Source organism: Streptomyces sp. NPDC047117 (assembly GCF_040643545.1).
Lineage (GTDB): Bacteria > Actinomycetota > Actinomycetes > Streptomycetales > Streptomycetaceae > Streptomyces.
Genome location: NZ_JBEYUN010000011.1, coordinates 40,679 through 65,160 on the forward strand (window position 1 = coordinate 40,679; position 24,482 = coordinate 65,160).

General features: G+C 72.0%; 24 protein-coding genes. 17 read left to right on the forward strand and 7 right to left on the reverse strand.

Annotated elements, in window-relative coordinates:
- Positions 1-9 precede the first annotated feature (9 nt).
- The 4 genes from ABZ840_RS21950 to ABZ840_RS21965 are packed head-to-tail and all read left to right on the forward strand — an operon-like array spanning position 10 to position 3,791.
- On the forward strand, positions 10-1,176 hold the full coding sequence (locus ABZ840_RS21950) for an acyl-CoA dehydrogenase family protein (RefSeq protein ID WP_361561761.1): 1,167 nt from the start codon (positions 10-12) through the stop codon (positions 1,174-1,176).
- Positions 1,173-1,958: an SDR family oxidoreductase gene (locus tag ABZ840_RS21955; RefSeq protein WP_361561762.1), complete on the forward strand. Its 786-nt coding sequence runs from the start codon at positions 1,173-1,175 to the stop codon at positions 1,956-1,958. The genes ABZ840_RS21950 and ABZ840_RS21955 overlap by 4 nt, the downstream gene beginning before the upstream one ends.
- Before the next feature lie 21 nt (positions 1,959-1,979).
- Positions 1,980-2,594: a TetR/AcrR family transcriptional regulator gene (locus ABZ840_RS21960; protein WP_361561763.1), complete on the forward strand. Its 615-nt coding sequence runs from the start codon at positions 1,980-1,982 to the stop codon at positions 2,592-2,594.
- 39 nt (positions 2,595-2,633) lie between these two features.
- Positions 2,634-3,791 (forward strand): acetyl-CoA C-acetyltransferase, encoded by a 1,158-nt coding sequence (locus tag ABZ840_RS21965; protein ID WP_361561764.1) that lies wholly within the window; start codon positions 2,634-2,636, stop codon positions 3,789-3,791.
- A gap of 14 nt (positions 3,792-3,805) precedes the next feature.
- On the opposite strand, the gene ABZ840_RS21970 is transcribed toward ABZ840_RS21965, so the two are convergent.
- A complete protein-coding gene (locus tag ABZ840_RS21970) occupies positions 3,806-4,669 on the reverse strand; it encodes a LysR family transcriptional regulator (protein ID WP_361561765.1) in 864 nt (287 codons plus the stop codon).
- Between the two features lie 69 nt (positions 4,670-4,738).
- Here ABZ840_RS21970 and ABZ840_RS21975 point away from each other — a divergent pair, with 69 nt between their 5' ends.
- On the forward strand, positions 4,739-5,641 hold the full coding sequence (locus ABZ840_RS21975; protein ID WP_361561766.1) for an EamA family transporter: 903 nt from the start codon (positions 4,739-4,741) through the stop codon (positions 5,639-5,641).
- Positions 5,642-5,658: 17 nt separating this feature from the next.
- Here the strand turns inward: ABZ840_RS21975 and ABZ840_RS21980 are convergent, their stop codons facing one another.
- From ABZ840_RS21980 to ABZ840_RS22000, 5 genes are all read right to left on the reverse strand, one after another.
- Complete coding sequence (locus ABZ840_RS21980) at positions 5,659-6,588, reverse strand: tyrosine-protein phosphatase (protein ID WP_361561767.1); 930 nt, start codon at positions 6,586-6,588, stop codon at positions 5,659-5,661.
- 132 nt (positions 6,589-6,720) lie between these two features.
- Positions 6,721-7,809, reverse strand: coding sequence for a nitronate monooxygenase (locus tag ABZ840_RS21985; RefSeq protein ID WP_361561768.1), 1,089 nt, complete (start codon positions 7,807-7,809; stop codon positions 6,721-6,723).
- Entirely contained in the window at positions 7,806-8,567 is a 762-nt protein-coding gene (locus ABZ840_RS21990) for a CoA-transferase (RefSeq protein ID WP_361561769.1), read from the reverse strand. The genes ABZ840_RS21985 and ABZ840_RS21990 overlap by 4 nt, the downstream gene beginning before the upstream one ends.
- Positions 8,564-9,433, reverse strand: a complete 870-nt coding sequence (locus ABZ840_RS21995; protein ID WP_361561770.1) for a CoA-transferase — start codon at positions 9,431-9,433, stop codon at positions 8,564-8,566. The genes ABZ840_RS21990 and ABZ840_RS21995 overlap by 4 nt, the downstream gene beginning before the upstream one ends.
- A complete protein-coding gene (locus tag ABZ840_RS22000) occupies positions 9,430-10,245 on the reverse strand; it encodes an enoyl-CoA hydratase family protein (RefSeq protein WP_361561771.1) in 816 nt (271 codons plus the stop codon). Before ABZ840_RS22000 ends, ABZ840_RS21995 begins: the two co-directional genes overlap by 4 nt.
- Before the next feature lie 87 nt (positions 10,246-10,332).
- Between ABZ840_RS22000 and ABZ840_RS22005 the strand changes: the two genes are divergently transcribed.
- The 7 genes from ABZ840_RS22005 to ABZ840_RS22035 all read left to right on the forward strand — a co-directional run bounded on the left by ABZ840_RS22005 (position 10,333) and on the right by ABZ840_RS22035 (position 18,185).
- Positions 10,333-11,109, forward strand: coding sequence for an SDR family oxidoreductase (locus ABZ840_RS22005; RefSeq protein ID WP_361561772.1), 777 nt, complete (start codon positions 10,333-10,335; stop codon positions 11,107-11,109).
- A gap of 86 nt (positions 11,110-11,195) precedes the next feature.
- The gene (locus ABZ840_RS22010; RefSeq protein WP_361561773.1) at positions 11,196-12,119 is read left to right on the forward strand and encodes an SDR family oxidoreductase; all 924 of its coding nucleotides are present in this window, start codon (positions 11,196-11,198) and stop codon (positions 12,117-12,119) included.
- Between the two features lie 672 nt (positions 12,120-12,791).
- On the forward strand, positions 12,792-13,700 hold the full coding sequence (locus ABZ840_RS22015; protein ID WP_361561774.1) for a zinc-binding dehydrogenase: 909 nt from the start codon (positions 12,792-12,794) through the stop codon (positions 13,698-13,700).
- Between the two features lie 108 nt (positions 13,701-13,808).
- Positions 13,809-14,726, forward strand: coding sequence for an AraC family transcriptional regulator (locus tag ABZ840_RS22020; RefSeq protein ID WP_361561775.1), 918 nt, complete (start codon positions 13,809-13,811; stop codon positions 14,724-14,726).
- Positions 14,727-15,705: 979 nt separating this feature from the next.
- Entirely contained in the window at positions 15,706-16,902 is a 1,197-nt protein-coding gene (locus tag ABZ840_RS22025) for a Rieske 2Fe-2S domain-containing protein (RefSeq protein WP_361561776.1), read from the forward strand.
- Positions 16,895-17,161, forward strand: coding sequence for a hypothetical protein (locus ABZ840_RS22030; protein ID WP_361561777.1), 267 nt, complete (start codon positions 16,895-16,897; stop codon positions 17,159-17,161). The genes ABZ840_RS22025 and ABZ840_RS22030 overlap by 8 nt, the downstream gene beginning before the upstream one ends.
- Positions 17,154-18,185, forward strand: coding sequence for a ferredoxin--NADP reductase (locus ABZ840_RS22035; RefSeq protein ID WP_361561778.1), 1,032 nt, complete (start codon positions 17,154-17,156; stop codon positions 18,183-18,185). Before ABZ840_RS22030 ends, ABZ840_RS22035 begins: the two co-directional genes overlap by 8 nt.
- A gap of 67 nt (positions 18,186-18,252) precedes the next feature.
- On the opposite strand, the gene ABZ840_RS22040 is transcribed toward ABZ840_RS22035, so the two are convergent.
- The gene (locus tag ABZ840_RS22040) at positions 18,253-19,095 is read right to left on the reverse strand and encodes an IclR family transcriptional regulator (protein WP_361561779.1); all 843 of its coding nucleotides are present in this window, start codon (positions 19,093-19,095) and stop codon (positions 18,253-18,255) included.
- A 194-nt stretch (positions 19,096-19,289) separates the two neighbouring features.
- On the opposite strand from ABZ840_RS22040, the gene hsaA reads away from it, so the two are divergent.
- From hsaA to ABZ840_RS22065, 5 genes are read left to right on the forward strand one after another with little or no spacing between them, the layout of a single operon-like run.
- Positions 19,290-20,474: a 3-hydroxy-9,10-secoandrosta-1,3,5(10)-triene-9,17-dione monooxygenase oxygenase subunit gene (hsaA, locus tag ABZ840_RS22045; protein WP_361561780.1), complete on the forward strand. Its 1,185-nt coding sequence runs from the start codon at positions 19,290-19,292 to the stop codon at positions 20,472-20,474.
- Positions 20,474-21,358: a 4,5:9,10-diseco-3-hydroxy-5,9,17-trioxoandrosta-1(10),2-diene-4-oate hydrolase gene (hsaD, locus tag ABZ840_RS22050; RefSeq protein ID WP_361561781.1), complete on the forward strand. Its 885-nt coding sequence runs from the start codon at positions 20,474-20,476 to the stop codon at positions 21,356-21,358. Before hsaA ends, hsaD begins: the two co-directional genes overlap by 1 nt.
- 48 nt (positions 21,359-21,406) lie before the next feature.
- Positions 21,407-22,300 (forward strand): VOC family protein, encoded by an 894-nt coding sequence (locus ABZ840_RS22055; RefSeq protein WP_361561782.1) that lies wholly within the window; start codon positions 21,407-21,409, stop codon positions 22,298-22,300.
- Positions 22,288-22,785, forward strand: a complete 498-nt coding sequence (locus ABZ840_RS22060; protein ID WP_361561783.1) for a flavin reductase family protein — start codon at positions 22,288-22,290, stop codon at positions 22,783-22,785. The genes ABZ840_RS22055 and ABZ840_RS22060 overlap by 13 nt, the downstream gene beginning before the upstream one ends.
- Positions 22,785-24,470, forward strand: a complete 1,686-nt coding sequence (locus ABZ840_RS22065; protein WP_361561784.1) for an FAD-dependent oxidoreductase — start codon at positions 22,785-22,787, stop codon at positions 24,468-24,470. Before ABZ840_RS22060 ends, ABZ840_RS22065 begins: the two co-directional genes overlap by 1 nt.
- Positions 24,471-24,482 lie beyond the last annotated feature (12 nt).

Here is a 24,482-nt window from a genome sequence, read left to right on the forward strand (position 1 = left end):
CTTAGCGGCATGAGCAGCGTCGAGGAGTTCCGCACCGAGGTCCGCACCTGGCTGCGGGACCATCTGACGGGCGAATTCGCGGAGTTGCGCGGCCGTGGCGGGCCGGGCCGGGAGCACGAGGCCTTCGCCGAACGCCTCGCCTGGGAACGGCACATGGCGGCCGCGGGCTGGACCTGCGTCGGCTGGCCCGAGGAGTACGGCGGCCGCGGCGCGACCCTCGCCCAACAGGTCGCCTTCCACGAGGAGTACGCCCTCGCCGACGCCCCCGCGCGCGTCAACCACATCGGCGAGCAGCTGCTCGGACCCACCCTCATCGCCTTCGGCACCCCCGCGCAGCGGGACCGCTTCCTCCCGCGGATCGTCTCGGTCGAGGAGCTGTGGTGCCAGGGCTACAGCGAGCCGGACGCCGGCTCGGACCTGGCCAACGTACGGACCCGGGCCGAGCGGGACGACAAGGGCTGGCTCGTCACCGGGCAGAAGATCTGGACCTCGCTCGCGCACGAGTCCGACTGGTGCTTCGTCGTCGCCCGCACCGAGCCCGGCTCGACCCGCCACCACGGCCTGTCCTACCTGCTGGTGCCGCTGGACCAGCCGGGCGTCGAGGTCCGGCCCATCACCCAGCTCACCGGCACCTCGGAGTTCAACGAGGTCTTCTTCGACGGCGCGCGCACCGACGCGGCGAACATCGTCGGCGAACCGGGCGACGGCTGGCGCGTCGCCATGGCCACCCTCGGCTTCGAACGGGGCGTCTCCACCCTCGGCCAGCAGGTCGGATTCCGCCGCGAACTGACGGCCGTCACCGAACTGGCCAAGGTCAACGGCGCCGCCGCCGACCCGCTCATCCGCGACCGGATCGCCCGCGCCTGGACCGGACTGGAGACCATCCGCTGCAACGCCCTGCGGATGCTCGACGGCGTCGCTTCCGGGGCGCCCGGACCCGAGGCCTCCATCGGAAAGATCGTCTGGGCGACCTGGCACCGCGAGCTGGGCGAACTCGCCATGGACATCTGCGGCGCCGACGGCATGCTGGCCGCCGGGGAACCGTACGACCTCACCGACTGGCAGCGGCTGTTCCTCTTCTCCCGCGCCGACACCATCTACGCCGGATCCAACGAGATCCAGCGCAACGTCATCGCCGAGCGCGTCCTCGGCCTGCCCAAGGAGGCACGCCCGTGACCCCGCCGCCCCCGTACGTCCCCGGCCACGCCCTCCTCGCCGGCCGCACCGCCGTGGTCACCGCCGCTGCGGGTGCGGGCATCGGCGGCGCCACGGCCCGCCGCCTCCTGGAGGAGGGCGCCGGCGTCGTCGTCTCCGACGCGCACGCCCGCCGGCTCAAGGAGTCCGAGGCGGCGCTCGCCGCCGAGTTCGGCGCGGACCGGGTCGCCGCGCTGCCCTGCGACGTCACCGACGAGGACCAGGTCACCGCGCTCCTCGACCTCGCCGAGGAACGCCACGGCCGCCTCGACATCGTGGTGAACAACGCCGGGCTCGGCGGCACCGCGGACCTGGTCGACATGGCCGACGAGCAGTGGGACCGGGTCCTCGACGTCACCCTCAACGGCACCTTCCGCTGCACCCGCGCCGCGCTGCGCCGCATGAAGGCCGCCGGACAGGGCGGTGCCGTCGTCAACAACGCCTCGGTCGTCGGCTGGCGTGCCCAGCGCGGCCAGGCCCACTACGCCGCCGCCAAGGCCGGCGTGATGGCCCTGACCCGCTGCGCAGCGGTGGAGGCGGCCGAGTACGGCGTCCGGGTCAACGCCGTGTCGCCGAGCCTGGCCATGCACCCGCACCTGGCGAAGGTCACCACCCCCGAACTGCTGGCGGAGCTGACCGAGCGCGAGGCGTTCGGCCGGTACGCGGAGCCCTGGGAGGTCGCCAACGTCATCGTCTTCCTCGCCAGCGACTACGCGTCGTACATGACCGGCGAGGTCGTGCCGGTCAGCAGCCAGCGCGCGTGAGGGGCGGGCGACAATGGTGCGGTGCCAACCGCCAAGAAGAAGTCGAACGTGAGCCCGTCCCCCGAGCGCCGCCGCGAACTGCTGGACACCGCCGCCGAGGTGTTCGCCGAGCAGGGCTACAACGCCACCACCGTACGGAAGATCGCGGACGCGGCCGGCATGCTGGCCGGCAGCCTCTACTACCACTTCGATTCCAAGGAATCGATGCTGGACGAGATCCTCGCCACCTTCCTGGACGAGCTGTGGACCGGCTACGACACCGTGCTCGACGCCGGCCTCGGCCCCCGGGAAACCATCGAGGCCCTGGTCACCGAGTCCTTCCGGGAGATCGACCGGCACCGCGCCGCGGTCGCCATCTACCAGAAGGAGGCCCGGGCCCTCGCCGCGCAGCCGCGCTTCTCCTACCTCGCCGATTCGCAGGTGAAGTTCGAGAAGGCGTGGCTGGGCACGCTGGAGCGCGGAGTGGCCGCGGGAGTGTTCCGCGCCGACCTCGACATCCGGCTCACCTACCGCTTCATCCGCGACACCGTCTGGGTCGCGGTGAGCTGGTACCGCCCGGGCGGACAGCACAGCCCGGAGGAGATCGCCCGCCAGTACCTGTCCATGGTCCTGGACGGCGTCGCCGTACGCACGTAATCCCCACGCGCCCCTGTTACCGACCGAGGAGCAGCAGCCATGGCCGAGGCCTACATCATCGACGCGATACGCACGCCCGTCGGACGGCGGAACGGCGGGCTCGCCGCCGTCCACCCGGCCGACCTCGGGGCCCACGTGCTCAAGGCGCTCGTGACGCGCACCGGCATCGACCCGGCCGCCGTCGAGGACGTGGTCTTCGGCTGCCTGGACACCGTAGGGCCGCAGGCCGGTGACATCGCCCGCACGTGCTGGCTGGCCGCCGGGCTCCCCGAAGAGGTGCCCGGTGTCACCGTCGACCGGCAGTGCGGCTCCTCGCAGCAGGCGATCCACTTCGCCGCGCAGGGGGTGCTCTCCGGCACGCAGGACCTGGTCGTCGCGGGCGGCACGCAGAACATGTCGATGATCCCGATCGCCTTCGCCAGCCGGCAGGCCGCCGAGCCGCTCGGGCTGACCGAAGGGCCGTACGCGGGCAGCGAGGGCTGGCGGGCCCGCTACGGCGACGCGCCGGTCAACCAGTTCCACGGCGCCGAACTGATCGCCGAGAAGTGGGGCATCACCCGCGAGGCCATGGAGGAGTTCGCGTACCGCTCCCACCGGCGGGCCGTCCGCGCCATCGACGAGGGCCGCTTCGAACGCGAACTCGTGCCGTACGGGGACGTCACCGCCGACGAGGGACCGCGCCGGGACACCTCACTGGAGAAGATGGCCGGGCTCAAGCCGGTGGTCGAGGGCGGTCGGCTGACCGCGGCCGTCTCCTCGCAGGTCTCCGACGGCGCCTCGGCGATGCTTCTGGCCTCCGAACGGGCCGTACGGGAAAACGGCCTGACCCCGCGCGCCCGCGTCCACCACCTCTCCGTACGCGGCGAGGACCCGATCCGGATGCTGTCCGCGCCGATCCCGGCCACCGCACACGCCCTGAAGAAGACCGGTCTGACCATCGACGACATCGACCTGGTCGAGATCAACGAGGCGTTCGCGCCGGTCGTCCTGGCCTGGCTGAAGGAGACCGGCGCCGACCCGGACAAGGTCAACGTCAACGGCGGCGCCATCGCCCTCGGCCATCCCCTCGGCGCCACCGGCACCAAGCTCATGACCACCCTCCTGCACGAACTGGAGCGCACCGGCGGCCGCTACGGCCTCCAGACCATGTGCGAGGGCGGCGGCCAGGCCAACGTGACCGTCATCGAACGGCTCTGACCCCGGTCGGGGGATCAGTCCTCCCCGGCGGCCACGACCTCGCGGGCCAGTGCCAGCAGGTCCGGGACGGCCGGATGGCCCGGGCCTTCGCGGCGGGCGAAGACGACGGGGACCGGCGGGGCGTCCGCGAGCGGGCGGTGGACCACCGACGGATGGGTGTGGTTGCGCGGGGTGGCCGTGGTGGAGATCCCCACGGCACGGCCCGCGGCGATCGCCACGAGCCACTCGTCGGTGTTGCTCACCTCGATGGTCCCCACCGGGCGGGCCGTCGGCGGCCACATGTCCAGTGTGGTGGTGCCGGAAACGGTGTTGAGGGCGACCGGATGACGGGCGAGGTCTGCCAGGGTGACCCGGGAGAGCCCCGCCAGCGGGCTGTCGGACGGCATGACCACCACCCGCTCCTCCCACAGCAGCAGTTCCGTGACCAGCCCGGGTGCGGTGACGGCGCCGCGCAGCACGGCCGCGTCCACCCTGCCCTGGGTGAGACCGGCCGTGCGTTCGTCGACACGGCGCAGCTCCAGCGGGACGTCCGGATGCGTCTCGTCCCAGCGCCGCAGCAGCGGAACGGTGTGGTCGCCGAACGCCGCCCAGGTATGGCCGACCCGCAACGGCCACGACGTCAGCCCCCGGGGATCGAGCGCCGCGTCGACCGCGGCGAGCGCCGCTGCGGTCTTGTCGCGGAACGTACGCCCCGCCGGAGTCAGTTCCAGGTGGTGCGTGGAGCGGTCCACGAGGCGGCTGCCCAGGTGCTCCTCCAGCCGCCGCAGGGTGCGGGAGAGCGCGGGCTGGCCCAGGTGGAGGCGGGCGGCGGCGCGGGTGATGTTGCCCTCCTCGGCGATGGCGAGGAAGGCGCGCAGGTGCCGCAGCTCAATGGTCATTACGCAGGAGCATAACCACTGGAGAATCGGCATTTCACGCGCGCCGGCCCGGCTCCTAGCGTGAAGGCCATGTCCTCCACGGTACGCACCTCTTCCGCGACGACCACCACGCCCGGCCACGTACGCGGCGCCCCCGGGCGCGGCAGTCTCGCCGGCGTCGGCCTGGTGCTGGTCGGCACGCTGTCCGTCCAGTTCGGATCGGCCGTCGCTGCGCTGCTGTTCCCCCGGGCCGGTGCGCTCGGCACGGTCGCCCTGCGCATCGCGCTCGCCGCCGTGCTCCTCCTGCTCGTCACCCGGCCCCGGCTGCGCGGCTACCGGCGCGCCGACTGGGCCGCCGTCATCGGCTACGGCCTGGCGCTCGGCGGCATGAACATCCTCTTCTACCAGGCGCTCGACCGGATCCCGCTGGGCGCGGCGGTCACCCTCGAAGTGCTCGGACCGCTGCTGCTGTCCGTCCTCGTCTCGCGCCGCGTCGCCGGTCTGCTGTGGGCGGGACTCGCGCTGGCCGGGGTCTACCTGCTGAGCGACGGCGGCTTCCACGGGCTCGCTCCCCCGGGCGTGGCCTTCGCGCTCGCCGCCGGGGCGATGTGGGCGGCGTACATCGTGCTCAACGCCCGCGCCGGCGCCCGCTTCCCGCGCCTGGACGGCCTGGCGATCGCCATGACCGTCGCCGCGCTGGTCGCCCTGCCGCTGGGCATCGGTGCCTCGGGCGGGAAGCTGCTGGACCCGGCGGTCCTCGGCATGGGCGTGGTGATCGCGGTGATGAGCTCGGGCGTGCCCTACGCCCTGGAACTGCTCGCCCTGCGCCGGCTGCCCGCCGCCACGTTCGCGGTGCTCACCAGCCTGGCGCCGGCCGTCGGGGCGGCGGCCGGCTACTTCGTACTGGACCAGGGGCTGACGCTGCCGCAGTGCGCCGCGATCGGGATGGTGGTCGCGGCGAGTGCGGGAGCGGTACGCACGGGCCGGAGCTGAGGGCTCGGCCGCGCGGTTCAGTCCACCAGGCGGGAGCGGAGCCTCGCCAGGGTCCGGGAGTCCAGGTCCAGCCCCTCGGTGAGGTAGCCGTCGAGGCCGCCGTAGTCCCGCCGGGCCTGGTCGACGGCGGCCCGGAGGTAGTCCTCGCGGACGGCCAGCAGCGGGGTGAGCAGGTCCGCGTCCCGCATCCGCCCGCTCTTCTCCAGCCCCGCGCGGGTCCGGCGGTCGGCCGCGGCCCGCAGGTCGTTGGAGAGGAGGTAGTCACCGGTCGCGGTGGCGTCCGGTACGCCGACGGCGCGGAGCAGTACGTAGCTCAGCCAGCCGGTGCGGTCCTTGCCCGCGGTGCAGTGGAAGAGCAACGGGGTGCCCCTGCCGTCCGCGAGGTCGCGCACGGTCGCCGCGAACTGGCGGCGGCTCTGCGCGTCGGTGACGAACGACCGGTACGTGGCGCGCATCAGCCGCTCCGCCCGGCCGCCCCCGAGCAGCCTGCGCTGTGTGTCCGGGTTTTTGCTGCCCAGTGCTTCGTTGGTCGTGTCGTTCAGCCGGCGGTCCGCCACGGGCCGGGAGACCAGCTCCATGCCGCGCGGCAGCCGGTCGGCGCCGTCGCGCGCGGTCTCCGCGGGGACGCGCAGGTCCACGACGGTGCGCAGGCCCAGGCCGGTGAGTCTCTTGCCGTCCGCGGGGGTCAGTTTTCCGAGCCCGTCGGCCCGGAACACCCGGCCGTACCGGACGTGGTGCCCGTCGCGGGTGCGGTAGCCGCCGAGGTCGCGCACGTTGACCGCGCCCCGGAGCTCGACCCGGTGGACGGTCTCGGCGGCCGGGCGGGGTGAGGTGGTGGGTGAGGCGGCGGACCGGTCGGGGGCCGGGTCCGCCGCACAGGCGGGGAGGAAGCCGAGGGCGGCGGTGAGCAGCACTGCCGCCGTACGGCGGAGATGAGTGGCGCGCATGGGTCACTCCAAGGGGGAGAGGGGATGTCCGGGGTGCGGTGTGCCGGAAGTTCCTTGGGAGGGGGAAGCGCGGGGCCGCCCGGCCGGTGCGCGCCGGAGTCGGCCCGTGACGGGCAACGGAGCGGACCGGGCTCAGTCCGCCGACGGAAGTGCGCGGAGCGTGGCATGGGCCTCCGCCATGACGCGGTCGACCAGTTCGGCGCAGGAGGGCAGGTCGTCGATGAGCCCCGCGACCTGCCCGGCCGCCATCACGCCCAGATCCGTACGGCCGTCCACCATCGACCCCTTGAGCAGCATGGGCGTATTGGCGGCCAGCAGCACCTGACTCCAGGTCAGGTCCTTGCCGTGCTTCATGGCCAGGCCGTCGCGGACCATCCGGCGCCAGCTCATGCCGGACTCGCGCTTGAAGGCCGCGGCATGGCGCACCGCGCGCAGCAGCGCGGCGGCCCGGCCCGAGCGTTCCAGCGCGTCGACCAGTTCGCTGCGCAGCATCCGGTGGGGGAGGCCGTCGACGGCGGTGGTGACGGTGACGTCCTTGACGGTCGCGGCGAGGTACCGGGCCTTGACCGCGTCCGGGACGGTGCTGTCGGAGGTGAGGAGGAAGCGGGTGCCCATGGCGATGCCGGCGGCGCCGTACGCCAGCGCCGCCACCAGCCCCCGCCCGTCCCGGAACCCGCCGGCCGCCACCACCGGGATGTCCACCGCGTCCACGACCTGCGGCAGCAGTACGCCGGTGGCGACCTCCCCGGTGTGGCCGCCGCCCTCGCCGCCCTGCACGATCACGGCGTCGGCACCCCAGGCGGCGACCTTCTCCGCGTGCCGCCGGGCGCCGACGGACGGCATGACGAGCACCCCGGCGTCCTTCAACCGGGCGATCAGCTCCTGGGACGGCGCGAGGGCGAAGGAGGCGACCCGTACGCCCTCCTCGATGATGATCCGGACGCGGTCGGCCGCGTCGCCCGCGTCCGCGCGCAGATTCACCCCGAACGGCGCTTCCGTGCGCGCGGCGACCTCCCGGACGGCGGCGCGCAACTGGTCCACGGTCATGGTGGCCGACGCCAGGATGCCCAGCGCGCCCGCGTTCGCCGCGGCCGAGACGAGCCGGGGGCCCGCCACCCAGCCCATGCCGGTCTGCACGACGGGGTGCCGCACACCGACCAGCCGCGTGAACGGCGTGGCGAGCGTGGCGTCCGCCGCGCGGAGGCCCTCCGGTGCCGTCATGCGGGAACCTCCCGGTCCCGCAGCCCGTCGGGGTCGATGACCTCGCGGATCAGGCGCAGTTCGGCGGCCGTGGGTTCGCGGGTGTACGGCACCGGGGCGGGGACGTCGAGCGGGAATCCGGTGGCCTCGCGGACCTGGTCGACCGTGACACCGGGGTGCAGTGAGCGCAGCCGCAGGGTGCGGTCCGGGGTCTCGAAGTCGAAGACGCCCAGGTCGGTGACGACCTCCGGGATGCGGTGGTACCGAGTGGCGGAAGGACCGGCCGCGGCAGCCCGGTCGTACCCGACCCCGCTCACCATGTCGACCCGCTCCACGAACACCCGCCGCGAATGCCGCGGCACCCAGTAACTGGTCGGATTATTAAGGGTGTTGACCGGAGCTCCCCGCACCCCCAGCAGCTGCCGCTTCGGCCGCTCCCAGTCACCGATGCAACTGATGTTCTGATTGCCGTACCGGTCGAGCTGGCTCGCGCCCATCATCACGTGCCGCCGCCCGGTGGCCACCAGCGCCAGGTGCTGCCGGTACGGCAGCCAGCCCTCGGTCACTTCGGACCGTGCCCCGACCGCCGGCACGTCCGCCATCAGCAGCGCTGCCCCGTCCGTCAGCAGCAGATCGGGGGAGAAGGTGAGCTTGGCCAGCCGGGCACCGATCGAGGGGACGGTGCCCATCGGGCTGGCCAGCACCTCGCCCGCGTCGCGCCAGACCTCCGCGCAGGCCAGCACGCAGTACTCGGCCCGGGTCGCCTTCACCGTGGTCATGCGGACCCCTCCTCGTGGAACGCCGCGACCGCGGCCTGATACGTCTGCTCGTCGCCGGACAGGAACCGCCGCACGAAGCCCTGCCAGGCCTCCGGGTCCTTGGCGGCCCGCACGTACGCCCGCTGGAACGCCTCGTCGCGCCCGTAGTCCGGCTCGCAGGAGGTGAAGTGCGCACCGTTCGGCGTCTCGGTCACCCCGGTGACGAACGCCCGCTTGACCAGCAGCGACTGCGGCCCGGCGGCCTTGAGCAGCTCCGCGGTGTCGACGATGCGCTCGCAGGACAGGTACGCGGCGTCCGCCGCCTGGCAGAACAGGTCGTCGAAGTACGGGTCGGGGCCGAGGTACTGGCCGTTGCCGCGCGCGTCGGCCCGGTCGAGGTGCACCAGCGCCGCGTCCATCCGCAGCGCCGGCACGGCGACCAGCTCCTCACCGTCCTCGTACGGCGAGGTGACCGTGCGCAGGGACGGATTGACCGTCATCACGTCCGAGCCGAGCCCGGCCCGGATCGGCATGAACGGCAGCCGGTGCGCGGCGGCGGTGAGCCCCCACATGACCATCGCCTCGTCCAGCTCGGTCAGTTCGAGGCCGCCGCCCTGCCGGGCCGCGCAGAAGTGCGGCTCCAGCGGGACGGAGTCCAGCGTGCCGAAGGCGGTGACCAGCCTGCGGATCTTCCCGGCGGCCGCCAGCAGCCCGACGTCCGGGCCGCCGTAGGACACCACCGTCAGGTCGGTGATGTCCGAGCGCAGCAGTGCGCGCACCAGCGCCATCGGCTTGCGCCGCGAACCCCACCCGCCGATGCCGAGCGTCATGCCGCTGGAGAGGCGGCCGACCACCTCGTCGGCGGTCATCGTCTTGTCCGCGCTCATGACCGCTGCTCCTTTGCTGTACTGGTTCCGTTGTTGCTGTTGCTGTTGCTGTTGCTGTTGCTGGTTTCGCTGCGGTCGCTGCCGAAGGTGTCGCGTACGCGGTCGGCGATGCCGCTGAGGTTGGCCTCGAAGGTGAAGCCCTGCTCGAAGCGGTAGCTGCGGTGTACGTCGACCGGATCGATGCCGTTGATGGCGGCCTTGGCGAGGCGGATCAGAGTCCCGTCCTTGGCGGCGATCTCGCCCGCCAACTTCCGTGCTGTGTCGTTGAGTTGCTCACGCGGTACGACGCGCCAGACGGACCCGTACTGCCGCAGCTCCTCGGCGGTGACGGTGCGCGAGGTGTAGTACAGCGCACGCATCAGGTGTTGTGGGACCAGCCGGGCGAGATGGGTGGCCGCCCCCAGCGCGCCGCGGTCCAGCTCGGGCAGGCCGAACGTCGCGTCGTCGCTCGCCACGATGGCGTCCGCGTTGCCCACCAGCCCGATGCCGCCGCCCAGACAGAAACCCTGCACGGCCGCGACCACCGGTACTTCGCAGTCGTACACGGCAGCGAACGCTTCGTAACAGCCCCGGTTGGCGCCGAGCAGCGCGTCGTGACCGGGCGTGCGCTGCATCTCCTTGATGTCCACACCGGCGTTGAAACCGCGTCCGGCGGCGGCAAGGACGACACAGCGCACCTTCGGATCAGCCCCGGCGGCGCGTACCGCTGCGGTCAGGTCGTACCAGCCTTGTACGGGGAGGGCGTTCACCGGTGGGAAGTCCACGGTGACGACCGCGATGCCCTCTTCGGGCGTGGAGGTGGAGACACCCATGAGCAGATCAGCTACCTTTCCACCAAACGTTTGTTAGGGAGCGTGCAGGCAAGGTAGCAGCGGTCGGCGCGCCGCGGGAGGTGCTCAATGCCAGCGATCATCGATCTCACCGGGTCCGTCGCCGTCGTGACGGGCGGAACACGGGGCGTCGGCGCGGGAATCGGCCGCGCCCTGCTGGAGGCCGGGGCCGAGGTGGTGACCTGCGCCCGGCGGCCCCCCGACGAACCCGTGCGGGCGGCCGGGCGCACCGCCCGCTTCCTCCCCGTCGACCTGCGCGACCCCGACGCCGTCGGTGCCTTCTTCCAGCGGGTCGGCGACGAGTACGGTCGGCTGGACACGCTGGTCAACAACGCCGGGGGCACCCCGTTCCGCACCCTCGCCGACGGCGGCAGTCGGCACGCGGCCCGCGTCGTCGAACTCAATCTGACCGCGCCGCTGAACGCCTCGCTCGCCGCGTACGACCTGCTGCGCGCAGGGCCCGCCGGCGGTTCGATCACCATGATCGGCAGCGTCAGCGGCACCCGCCCGTCGCCCGGCACGGCGGCATACGGGGCAGCCAAGGCGGGCCTGGACAACCTGGCCCGCTCGATGGCCGTGGAGTGGGCCCCGGAAGTACGGGTCAACACCGTGGTCCTCGGCATGGTCCGCACCGAACTGTCCCACCTGCACTACGGGGACGAGGCCGGCGTGGCCGCGGTCGGCCGCACCGTCCCGCTCGGCAGGCTCGCCGAACCCACCGAGATCGGCGACGCCTGCGTCTTCCTCGCCTCGGACCGAGCCGCGTACATCAGCGGCGCGAGCCTGCACGCACACGGCGGCGGCGAACGCCCGGCATTCCTGGACGCTGCGACTGTCAACAACTGACCGTACCGGCTACGGACCGACCCGCTCCCGTTCCTGAAAATCTCCCCGTTCCACCCCCTCCCTACGTCTCGAAAGGCAGGATCACCATGACCGGACTGCGCACCGGACTCTGCACCGGACGCGTCGCCGTCGTCACCGGAGCGGGCCGCGGCCTGGGCCGCGCGCACGCCCTCGCGCTCGCCGCCGAGGGCGCCCGCGTCGTCGTCAACGATCTCGGCGTCGGCCTGGACGGCAGCGGAGGAGCCGCCGGCCCCGCCCAGGAAGTCGTCGACGAGATCCGGGCCCGCGGCGGCGAGGCGGTCGCGCACGGTGGCGACATCGCCACCACGGACGGCGCCGCCTCCCTGGTCGCCGCCGCGCTCGACACGTACGGCCGGCTCGACACCCTCGTCAACAACGCCGGGTTCCTCCGCGACCGGATGCTGGTCAACCTCGACGAGGACGACTGGGACGCCGTCATGCGGGTCCACCTTAAGGGCCACTTCCTGACACTGCGGCACGCCGCGGCGCACTGGCGCGCGGAGGCCAAGGTCGGCCGTACCCCCACGGCCCGGGTGATCAACACCAGCTCGGGCGCCGGCCTGCTCGGCAGCGTCGGCCAGGGCAACTACGCGGCCGCCAAGGCCGGCATCGTCGGCCTCACCCTGGTCGCCGCCGCGGAGATGGCCCGGTACGGCGTCCAGGTCAACGCGATCGCGCCGGCCGCTCGCACTCGCATGACCGAGGAGACCTTCGCCGAGACCATGGCCGCGCCGGGCGAGGACACCTTCGACGCGATGGCCCCGGAGAACGTCTCCCCGCTCGTCGTCTGGCTCGGCTCCGCCGACTCCGCCGGCGTGACCGGCCGGGTCTTCGAAGCGGAGGGCGGCCGCATCACCGTCATGGAAGGCTGGCGCCCCGGCCCCACCGTCAACAAAAACGCCCGCTGGACCCCAACAGAAGCAGGCGAAACAACCCGCAAGCTCCTCGCCGAGGCCGAGCCCCCGCAGCCGGTGTACGGGGCACAGTGACGCGGCGGGCGAACGGTGAGCGTGTCGGCGCCGCTTTCAGGACATCCCCGCCAGTTCGCTCCCTACGGCGACTTCATGCCCATGCGCGGCCAGAGGCCCGATGCCGAACTCGAACATGACCTACCGCACCCGAGGTAGGCCGCCGGGGAGTATCGGCACCGGGTTTGACGGTGGCGGACAGCACTACAGTGCCCAGGACTCGTACCTCTGGTGATGTGGTCCGGGTGCCCGGAGAGCAGCGGTGGCAGCTCCACTCCCGGAAAGAGCACACCCCCCCGGTACGGAGACCCAACGGAGGCCTGGGCCCACCGCTTCGCCCGACCGACGAGCCGGTCCGGTGGGACGCCCACGACGAGTAGCCCTCCGTAGTCAACGTGCCCGGCGAGTCGCTGACTCGGGGTGAGGGCAAATCGGGAGTGAGGGCTGCTGTGCTCTGCCGCCCCGCCAGGGTGTTGCCGTGCCCGTCACAGCGTCATCCACCGGATGTGTGCAGAGTTCGACGCCGCGCGCGAGTCGCACTGATACAGATCGTCAACTGATCGACTCTCACGGGACTGGTCGCTGTGCTGGTCCTGCGTAGGGTTTCAAGGAGGCGGCAGCGCGGCATTCGCGCACTCCGTCCCTTGCCGCGCCGAGTGTTCAGGCGCCTCCACGAGAGAAGGAAACACACCCATGCGCGCCCTTGTGGTCGATCACGGCGAGGCCGGACCCGTCCGGTTCGCCGATGTCGATGAGCCCGTGCCGTCCAGTGACGAGGCGTTGGTCGAGATACGGCACATCGGTCTCAACTTCGGAGAGTTGAACTACGTGGAGCAGTGGCCGGCCGGCGCTGTGCACGGCCACGACGCGGCCGGTGTCGTGGTGCGTGCCGCGGCCGACGGCTCGGGGCCACCCGAAGGTACGCGGGTCGCGGTGGGGATGTCCGCCCACGCGTGGGCGGAGCGGATGGCGGTCAGGCCCGCCTCGCTCGGCACTGTTCCCGAGGGCGTGGACCTGGCCGACGGTGCCGCGCTGGGGATCGCCGGAGTCACCGCGCTGCGGGTGCTGCGCAAGCGTTCCCTGTTGGCGCGCGACGTGCTGGTCACCGGCGCCAGCGGGGGTGTGGGGCACTTCGCCGTCCAGTTGGCGGCGCTGGCGGGCGCCCGGGTGACGGCACTCGTGGGTTCGCCGGACCGGGCCGCCGGGCTCCGCGAACTCGGGGCCGACAAGGTCCTGACCGACCTGGCCGGGGCCGAATGCCGGTTCGACCTCGTCCTGGACACGGTCGGTGGGCCGCTGACGGCCCAGGCGTGGAGTTCCCTCGCCGAGGGCGGCACCATCCACGTGGTCGGTTACTCCTCGGGGCAGGACACCACGTTCCCGTCAGGGTCCTTGTTCGGGTTCGGCGAACCCCGTTCCATCGCCACCTACGGCGACATGACGCCGACCAGCGGGGAGCTGACGGACCTGCTGGGCCTCATGGCCGCCGGGAGGCTCTCGGCGCCGGTCGGACTGCGGGGCGACTGGCGGGACGTGGACGACGCCGTCCAGGCACTGTTCGCGCGGAAGGTGCACGGGAAGATCGTGCTTGACGTGGTCTGAGACCCGGCGTGGCCTGAGACCCGGCGTGGCCTGAGACCCGGCGTGGCCTGAGACCCGGCGTGGCCTGACATCAGTCGTGGCCTGCCGCCCGTCGACGAGAAGGGAACGATGGACGTACTCGCGGAGGCCTTGCGTGTATCCGGTGCGCGAAGGGCGCTCGGGGTCGTACTGAAGGCCGGAGGAACCTGGGGCCTGTGGCTGGACTCCTCCCCGGGAGCGGCACTGCACGTGGTGTCCCGTGGCACGATGTGGTTCCATGTCCCGGGCGGGAAACCCCTGGAGATGCAGGCCGGAGACGCCGTCCTGGTGTCGCCGGGCACCGCCCACGGGATAGCCGGCGGGCCCAGTACGTCGATGGGCCCCTGTGACCGGAAGGCGACGGTGCGGGCCCTCGCCGACGGCAGCGCCCTGCACCTGGGCTCGACGCCGGCGCAGACCGAAGTGCTCGTCCTGCGCTACGAACAGGACCCGGAGGTGAGCACGCCGGTGCTCACCTCCTTCGCCCAGCCGATGCACGTCACGAGCCGGGAGAACACACAGCTCAGAAAGACCGTCGAGCTTCTCACGGCGGAACTCGCACAGCCGCAGATCGGCACCACCGCCGCCATCAACAGCATCGTCGACCTTCTGCTCATCCAGTTCGTACGCGTCTGGCTGGCCCGCCACCCGGAGGGGCGGTCCGGCTCATGGCTGGGCGCGATGCGTGATCCGATCGTGCGCGGCGCCCTGGCGTGTGTCCACGCCCGACCGGAACACCCCTGGACCACCGAGTCCCTGGCGGCCGCGACGGCGGTCTCCCGGACGACGCTGTCCAGGCACTTCCGGTCCGCCCTCGGACAGACGCCGGGCGCATATGTGACGCAGTGGCGCATGGACCTGGCGTCCGTCCGGCTCCGCGACACCGACGAGCCGGTCGAGTCGATCTCCGGCGCGGTCGGTTACGCCTCGCCGCACGCTTTCAGCCGAGCCTTCCGACGTGCCCGAGGCATGCCCCCGGGCGAGTACCGTTCTCGACTTCGCAAGTGATCGCAGGCAGGCGATCACCGGCAACACTCGAGCACAAGTGCGGTCCGGGCGGGTGGGGAAGGCCGACGCACCTCTATCCGGGGGGCGGGCGGGGTTCGGGGGCGTCGGCCTTCTGGCGCGCGGGTCGCCCTCCAGAGCCTTGAGGGGGCGCGGCAGCTCCAGCAGCACTGCAGTCAGGCGAGGGTCCAGGGAGATGACGTGTCCTACGGAGTGCTCAGCGCGCCGAAGGTTGGTGACGAGACGGTGGGGGCCCGAATGAAGATTGCGGGCAAGCGCATCGATGAGTACCTCATCCGGGTCGGGTCCAACGTCACGGTGGTCACGTTCATGGGGCCGCGGGCGACGGCGCCCAGCTGGTGGAGTCCCTCACTGCCCAGGCCGTGGAGAAGGTCCGGCAAGCCGCGAATTGATCGCCGCCGCCACCCTGTTGGTTGAAGCGGACCGACAGGGAGGCGGAACGGTGAGGCGGCCCCTGGTCACGGAGCACACACGAGACGGCGCCTGGCATCGGCGAGAAGCCGGCGGAAGGACTCACGGTCGCCTCGGAAGCTTGCTCGAAGCGTGGCGACTCCGGTGCTTGGACTCCGTAGAGCCGCAGCGCGAGGTGAATTCCCAGTTCTGCGCACTGAATGAGGACTACGGCGGCACCATCCGTGCGGGGTTTCCTTCGCTGCGCGCTCAGGAGGAGGCGGTGTTCCGTGTACCGCAGTACCCACACGCGCCGGGAAACCAGGTACGCCCTTTCGTAGCGGCGGCTGCACGCTGCGAGGAGGCGGAAATTCGCTTCGGACCAGGCCTTCTGCTGCGGTGGAAACTGCGCGTTGGACGGCGGCCAGGTTGCGGGTTCGGAGGGCGGCTCGGGAGGAGGCGGAAGGCACCCCGCCCGCTTTCCCGCTCACCGGGAAAAGTGCCTCCCGTGATGGTCGCGGGGCGGCCTAGCCTCGCCGGACAGGCCGTCGCCGTGCAGGAGGACGAGAAGATGACTGCTCCCCATGACGAGGTCCGCGTCATCGACGCGGGTCGCCCGCCCGCCCGCTTCGCTCGCGGCTGGCACTGTCTCGGTCTCGCCGACGCCTTCAAGGACGGTGTGCCACACGAGGTCGAGGCGTTCGGTACCAGGCTGGTGGTGTTCCAGGGGGAGAGCGACGGGGCGCTGCATGTGCTCAATGCTTACTGCCCGCACATGGGTGGGAATCTCGCTCACGGTTCGGTGAAGGGCGATGCCGTTGCCTGTCCTTTCCATGACTGGCGCTGGTCCGGCAATGGGCGGTGCGCCGGGGTGCCGTACGCGCGCCGGGTGCCGCCGCGTGCCCGTACCCGCGCGTGGACCACGCTGGAGGAGAACCGCCAGCTGTTCGTCTGGTACGACCCCGAGGGCAATCCGCCGCCGCCCGAGGTGACCATCCCGCGCATCGAGGGCGCCTTCAGCGACGAGTGGAGCGACTGGACCTGGCACACGATCCGGGTGGAGGGCGCCAACTGCCGCGAGATCGTGGACAACATCGTGGACATGGCGCACTTCTACTATGTGCACTACTCCTTTCCGACGTATTTCAAGAACGTCTTCGAGGGGCACATCGCCACCCAGTACATGGAGAGCTCCCCGCGCGAGGACGTCGATCTCGGCGGGCTCAGCGCCCCGCTGCGCTCCGACGCCTCCTACTACGGCCCCTCCTACATGATCGACTACCTCTGGACGCCGGTGGCCGAGGACGTCGAGACGGAGATGGTGCTGATCAACTGCCACTATCCGATCGATGCGGACAGCTTCCTGCTGCAGTACGGCGCCATTGTGAAGAAGTTGCCCGGTATGTCGGATGAAGAGGCCGCGGAGGCTGCCCGGCTCACTGCCGAGGGGCTGGCGACCGGGTTCGAGCAGGATGTCGAGATCTGGCGTAACAAGACCCGGATCGACAATCCGCTGCTGACCGAGGAGGACGGCCCGGTGTACCAGCTGCGCCGCTGGTACGAGCAGTTCTACGTGGACGTCGGGGAGGTACGGGACGAGATGGTCCAGCGGTTCGAGTTCGAGATCGACACCGAACGGGCCAACAAGGCCTGGCGTGCCGAGGTCGACGAGAACCTGGCGCGCCGGGCGGCGACCGTGCCCAATGGCGCGGAGACGCGGACCGTGCCCGATGATGCCGCGGAAACGCGGACCGTGAGCGGTGCCTGACGTGCAGCCGGTGGAGTGCGCGGCCTGTGGCAACCAGGTCCGCTGCGAGAAGTTCAGCCACGCCCACACGTCCGTGCAGTGGACGGCCGAAGCGGCTGCCGTCTGCCCGGAGTTCGGCAGCCGGGTCGCGGCGGGCGAGACCGGCGCCCGGATCCGGACCTGCCCGGCGCTGCACGACAGCATCGGCAAGGCAGTGGCGGCGGGGATTCTGACCGTCACCCGCCGGGACGACGCGGGTCCGGAGCCTGCCGATGCCTGAGCCGCGTACGTACCGGCTGCGCGTCACCGAGGTGATCGATGAGACGGCCGACGCTCGTTCTTTTGTGCTTCAGCCACCGGCCGGGGCGGCGGACCGGTTCGCCTACCGGCCCGGGCAGTTCCTGACGGTGCGGGTGCCGGGGCCCGGCGGCGACGGTGCGGAGGCCGTGGCGCGGTGCTACTCCCTCGCCAGTTCACCGGACACCGGCGAGCCGCTGAGGATCACCGTCAAGCGGGTGGTTGGGGGGTACGGCTCGCATTGGCTCTGCGACCGGGTCGTGGCCGGGGGCGAGCTGGAGGTGTTGCCTCCGGCCGGGGCCTTCACACCGGACTCGCTCGACAGCGACCTGCTGCTGGTCGCGGGCGGGAGCGGCATCACGCCGGTTCTCTCCATCGCCAAGTCGGCTCTGGTGCGGGGGCGGGGGCGGGTGACGCTGCTCTACGCCAACCGGGACGAGGGTGCCGTCATCTTCCGGAACGAATTGCGGGAGCTGGGTGAGGACTTCCCGGGTCGGCTGGTGGTGATTCACTGGCTGGAGAGCCTTCAGGGGCTGCCCACGGCCGATCGGCTGGCCGCGGTGGTCGCGCCGTACGCCGGACGGGACACCTACGTCTGCGGGCCCGAGCCCCTGATGGACGCGGTGCAAGCCGCGCTGGACGGTACCCGCGTGCGCCGGGAGCGGTTCTTCTCCCTCGGTGCCGACGTCTTCGCCGCACCGGCCGCCGCGGAGCCGGTACCGGCGGTCGACGGGGAGCCCGTCGCGGAGGTGGAACTGGACGGTGAGACGCATGTCGTCGGCTGGCCCGAGCGGACGCCGCTGCTCGACGCCCTGCTCGCCGCCGGCGTCGACGCCCCGTACTCCTGCCGGGAGGCGGCCTGTGGCGCCTGTGCCTGCCGGGTCGTCTCCGGCGAGGTGAAGATGGCTCGCAACGACGTCCTCGACGAGCAGGACCTCACCGACGGATACGTCCTGGCCTGCCAGGCCCTGCCCCTCACCGACCGGGTCGGGATCAGCTACTCCTGACCCTGGCCCCGCAGCGAGCCGACACCCGCCCCGAGGCTTACCTCCACACGGCTCACCCCCACCCGCCTCACATCCACTCCGCGAACCGCAGCCACGACATCAGTGTGTCCATCTGGCCCGGGTCCAGGGGCGGGGCCACCTCCTCGGCCGCGCGCGGCTGCACCGCGCGCCCCGGTCCGTACAGGGCTCCCCACACCGAGCGCGCGGTCCCGAGCACCATGGGTGCCAGCCGCTCCAGTTCGCGGTGGATGCCGTTGCCGCACACCGAGATCGCGGCGACCGCGCGGCCGGCGCCCCGCAGCGGCGCCGCCACGCATGACACGCCGCGGAAGGCCTCTTCCCGGTCGTAGGCCACGCCGCGTTCGCGGACGCGCGTCAGCTCCGCGCGGAAGGACCGAGGCCGGACGAGCGTGTACGGCGTACGCGGCCGCAGCCCGGCCCGCAGCACCTCGGCGACCAGCGCCTCCTCGCTGAACGCCAGGATCGCCTTGCCGGTACCCGTGCAGTACGCCGGCTGCCGGCCGCCGATCCGGGACGGCACCGAGGCGTCCGCCGTGCCGCCGAGCCGCTCCAGGTACACCACTTCGGGGCCGTCGAGGACCGCGAGGTGCACCACGTGCCCGGTCCTCTCGTGCAGTGCGTGCAGATGCGGCAGCGCGGCCCGGCGCAGCCGGTTGTGGTGCGCGGCCGACGCGCCCAGCTCCAGCATCCCCATGCCCAGCCGGTAGTCCCGGCCGTCGCGTTCCAGCCAGCCCAGCCGCACCAGTTGGTCCAGTATCCGGTGCACGGAGGAGCGGGGCAGCCCGGAGCGGCGTACCACCTCGGTGAGCGTCAGCCGGGGCGTGGCGCCTTTGAAGGCGCCCAGGACGAGTGCGGCTTTCTCCAGAAGCGACGGCGCTTGCACGGTCATCGGCGACTCCTGCGAGGAGCGGGGGAGGGGTGCCGTGAGCCTGCCACGGTTCCCGCTGAGCGGGAACCCACTATTTCTAAAAGAAATAGTCAGCCGTAGATTCGCTGCACCTTCGCACCTTCGCACCTTCGCATCACACCTCCGCATCACACGGCCGTATTCACGGCCTGAGACACGACCTGAGAGGGGACGCCATGAGCGAAGACGCCATGAGCGCGCACGCGGTCCTCGCCGCCGTCCGGGAACTCGCCCCTGTGCTCCGGGAGCGCGCCCCCGAGGCCGAGCAGCTCTGCCGGGTGCCCGACGCCTCGATCAAGGAACTGGAGGAGACCGGCTTCTTCCGGCTGCTCCAGCCCCGGGCGTACGGCGGCCACGCGGCGAACCCGGCGCTCTTCTACGAGGCGGTCAAGGAGATCGCCAAGGCGTGCGGCTCCACCGGATGGGTCGCCTCCGTACTCGGTGTCCACCCCTGGCACGTCGGCCTGTACGACCCCAGGGCCCAGGAAGAGGTCTGGGGCGTCGGCCGCGGCACCCGCATCGCGTCCTCCTACGCCCCCACCGGCAAGGTCACCGTGGCCGACGGCGGCTTCCGGATCTCCGGCCGCTGGCACTTCTCCTCCGGCTGCGACCACGCCGACTGGGCACTGCTCGGCGGACTGATCCTCGGCGAGGACGGCACGCCCGTCGACATGCGGACCTTCCTCGTGCCGCGCACCCAGTACACCGTCGACCGGGTCTGGGACACCGTGGGCCTGCGCGGCACCGGCAGCAACGACATCGTCATCGAGGACGCCTTCGTGCCCGAGCACCGGGCGCTCAGCTTCGGCCCGGTCAGTGCGCTGCGCACACCGGGCCAGGCACTGAACCCCGAGCCGCTGTTCCGGCTGCCGTACGCCTCCGTCTTCACCACCGCGATCTCCACTCCGCTCGTCGGCATCGCCGAGGGGGCGTACGAGGCGTACGCGGCGGTCACCCGGGAGCGCATCCGGGTCTCCTACGGGCAGAAGGTCGCCGAGGACCCCTTCGCGCAGGTCCGGATCGCCCGCGCGGCCGGCGACATCGACGCCGCCTGGCTCCAGCTGCGCCGCAACATGAGCGAGCTGTACGAGTGCGCCGAGCGGGGCGAGGACCCGACGCCGGAGCTGCGCGCCCGCGTCCGCCGCGACCAGGTGATGGCCACCGAACGGGCCGTGTCGGCGGTGGACCTGCTGGTGGAGAACGCCGGCGGCAGTGCGATGCGCAACGGCCCGAGCCCCGTGCAGCGCGCCTGGCGCGATGTCCACACCGGCCGGGGGCACGCCGCCAACGACCCCGAGCGGGCGCTGGTCCTCTTCGGGCAGGCGGCGCTCGGCATCGAGATCCAGGACACGATGCTCTGATGGGGGACCGGATGACCGCGCAGCTCACGTACGAGTCGACGTCGCGGACGGCCAAGGCGGCCGGGATCGCGCTGCACTACCACGAGGCGGGGCCGGCCGACCGCCCGGACGCACCGGTCGTGATCATGCTGCACGGCGGTGGTCCCGGGGCCTCCGGCTGGAGCAACTTCGGGGCGAATCTGCCGGTGTTCGCCCGTACCTTCCGTACTCTTCTGGTCGACCAGCCCTGCTTTGGGCGGTCCGCCAAGCCCGAGCTCGACCGGGACTACTTCAGCTACAGTGCGGGCGCCGTTGCCGCCCTGATGGATGAACTGGGTATCGAGCAGGCGCACTTCATCGGCAACTCGCTCGGCGGCGGCACCTCCGTCCGGATGGCGCTGAACCACCCGGACAAGGTCGGCAAGCTGCTGCTGATGGGCCCGGGAGGGATCTCCCTCAACCTCTTCGCGCCGGACCCGACCGAAGGCATCAAGCGGCTCTTCGAGTTCCAGTCGGCACCCGAGCCGACCAAGGAGCAACTGCGCGCCTTCCTGAGCGTGATGGCGTACGACCAGTCCATCGTCACCGACGAGCTGGTCGAGGAGCGCTGGGCCTCGGCCACCGATCCCGAGACGAAGCTCGGCAACGCCCGGATGGCCGCCGCCTTCGCCAACCCTGCCTGGGCGCAGGACTGGATGCTGTGGCGCGAGGCCCACCGCATCACTCAGCCCGTCCTCCTCACCTGGGGCCGCGAGGACCGCACCAACCCGCTCGACGGCGCGCTGGTGGCCCTCAAGACCATCCCCGACGCCCGGCTGCACGTCTTCCCGCACTGCGGCCACTGGGCGCAGGCCGAGCAGGCGGACGAGTTCAACCGGCTCGCCGCCGCCTTCTTTTCTCAATGAACAGCGGCTTCTCGCACTGACCGCTTCACCGACAGAGAGGTGTTCCCCATGGATATCCGTGCCCTGGGCTATCTGCGGGTGGAGACCACCCGGTTCGAGGAGTGGCGCACCTACGCGCTGGACCTCCTCGGCATGGTGGCGGCCACCGGCACCGACGACGACACGCTCTACCTGCGGATGGACGACCGCGCCCACCGCATCGCCGTCGTCCGCTCCACCACCGACCGGCTGCAGGCGGCCGGCTGGGAGGTCGCCAACGCCGCCGCGCTCGCGGAGGCGGCGCGGGAGCTGGAGGCGGCCGGCGTCGCCGTCAAGCACGCCGACGACGCGCTGCTCGCCGAGCGACGCGTCCAGGGACTCGTCCAGTGTGCCGACCCCTGCGGCAACCCCCTGGAGATCTTCTGGGGGCAGGCGCAGGATCACACCCCGCTCGGCACCCCGTACGGCAACCGCTTCGTCACCGGCGACCTCGGCCTGGGCCACGTCGTCCTGCCGGTACCGGACATCGAGGCGGCGCTGGACTTCTACGAGAACCTGCTCGGCTTCCAGCTGCGCGACTCGATGCGGCTGCCGCCGGAGGGCGTACCGACCGCCGCCGAGCAGCGGGACTTCCACTGGATGCACTTCCTGAGCCCCAACCGCCGCCACCACAGCCTGGGCCTGTACCCCGGCGCGCTGCCCCCGGGCATCGTGCACTTCATGGTGGAGCTGGAGACCCTGGACGACGTGGGCCGCGGCCTGGACCGCATGCACGCCGCCGACATCCCCATCGCCTCCACCCTCGGCCGCCACACCAACGACCGGATGGTCTCCTTCTACGCCCAGGCGCCCGGCGGCTTCCAGGTCGAGTACGGCTGGGACGGCCTGGTCGTGGACCCGGCCACCTGGGTGGCCAAGGAGATCACCGCCGACAGCTTCTGGGGACACCGATGGAACGGCTGAGTGAGCGTGCCGTGGACGCGGCCGGCTTCCGGGACGTCCTGGGGCGCTTCGCGACCGGGATCACGATCGTGGCGGGGCTCGGCGCCGACGGGCGGCCCGCGGGCTTCGCCTGCCAGTCCTTCGCCTCGCTCTCCCTCGACCCGCCGCTGGTCATGCTGGCGGTGGGCAGGGCGTCCACCAGCTGGCCGCTGATCGAGCGGACCGGCCGGTTCTGCGTCAACATCCTCGCCGAGCACCAGCGCGAGACCTGCGCGGCGTTCGGCCGCAGCGGCCCGGACAAGTTCGCCGGAGTGCCCTGGAGCACCGGCGAGCACGGCACCGTACGCATCGACGGCGCGCTCGCCTTCGTGGAGTGCGAGCTGGAGGCCGTGTACGAGGCGGGCGACCATCACCTGGTCACCGCGCGCGTCCTGGCGCTCGACGCCCGGGAGGACGGCCGGCCGCTCCTGTACTTCCGCAGCCGCTACGCCGTGGGGGCATTCTGATGACGAGTCATGCTTCCGTTTCCTGGGACCACACCTACGACGTGGTGGTGATCGGGTCCGGTGCCGCGGGCCTGGCCGCGGCGCTCACCGCCCGGCTGCGCGGCCTCACCGTGCTCGTGGCCGAGAAGACCGACCGGTACGGCGGCTCCACGGCACTGTCCGGCGGGGCCGTCTGGATACCGGGCAACTTCCATCTGGACGCCGCGGGACTCGGCGACACGCGGGAGAAGGCGCGCGCGTACCTCGACGCGACCGTCGGGGACCGGGTGCCCGCCGAGCGCAAGGAGGCGTACCTGGAGTACGGCCCGGCGATGCTGCGCGAGTTCCACGACCGCACCGCGGTCCGGTTCCGGTACACCCCCGGCTACAGCGACTACTACCCGGAGCGGCTCGGCGGCGCCCCGCAGGGCCGCTCCGTCGAACCGGAGGTCTTCGACCTCAAGCGGCTGAATTCGGAACAGCTCCGTACCCTGCGGCGCGCCGGGCTGCCCACCTACGGCCTCACCATCACCTCCTACGACTTCCGCTTCCTGAACATGGCGGCCCGCACCTGGGCGGGCCGGCGGACCTCGCTGAAGGTGGGCCTCCAGGCGTTGCGGGACCGGGCCACGGGCCGCAAGCCGGTCGCGCTCGGGGAGGCGCTGGTCGCCCGCATGCGTCACTCGCTCGACCGGCTCGGCGCGGACCTGTGGCTCTCCGCGCCGCTCACCTCCCTGGTGACCGAGGACGGCCGGGTGACGGGCGTACGTCTCGACCGCGGCCGGGGCGAGGTCACCGTACGGGCCGCCGGCGGTGTCGTCCTGGCCTCCGGCGGCTTCTCGCACAGCACCCGGCTGCGCGAGAAGTACCTTCCGGCGCCGACCTCCCCGGAGTGGTCGGCGGCGGCCGAGGAGCAGACCGGGGACGCGATCGAAGCGGCCGTCGCGGTGGGTGCGGCGACCGACCTGATGGACAAGGTGTGGGGCGCGCCGTCCGTGGTGGCGCCGGGCGAGAAGCCGTTCTTCCTGGTCGCGGACCGCGGCATCCCCGGCATGGTGATCGTGGACCAGGCGGGCGAGCGGTACGCCAACGAGGCCGCGCCGTACCACGAGTTCGTGGACGCCATGTACGCGCACCACCGGCCGGGCGCCTCCACCGTGCCGTCCTGGCTGATCCTCGACGCCACCTCCAAGGCCCGCTACGTCATCATGGGCCTGCTGCCGGGACAGCCGTTCCCCAAGAAGTGGCTCGCGAGCGGCTTCGTGAAGAAGGCCGGCACGGTGGCGGAACTCGCCGCGCAGACCGGTCTCCCCGCCGAGCGGCTGCGGGCCACCCTCGACCGCTTCAACGGCTTCGCCCGCGCGGGCCACGACGCCGACTTCCGGCGTGGCGCGAGCGTGTACGACCGTTACTACGGCGATCCGACCCTGCCCAACCCCAACCTGGCCCCGCTCGAAAAGGCCCCGTTCTACGCGATTCCCGTCCACCCCGGGGACATCGGCACCAAGGGCGGCCCGGTCACCGACGCGTCGGCCCGCGTGCTGCGCGCCGACGGCTCGGTCATCGAGGGCCTGTACGCGTCCGGCAATGCCTCGGCGGCGGTGATGGGGGAGACCTATCCGGGGCCGGGCGCGACCATCGGGCCCGCGATGACGTTCAGCTGGATCGCGGTCAACGACATCGCGGAGGCGATGGGTTCGCGCTGAGTGCACCGTATG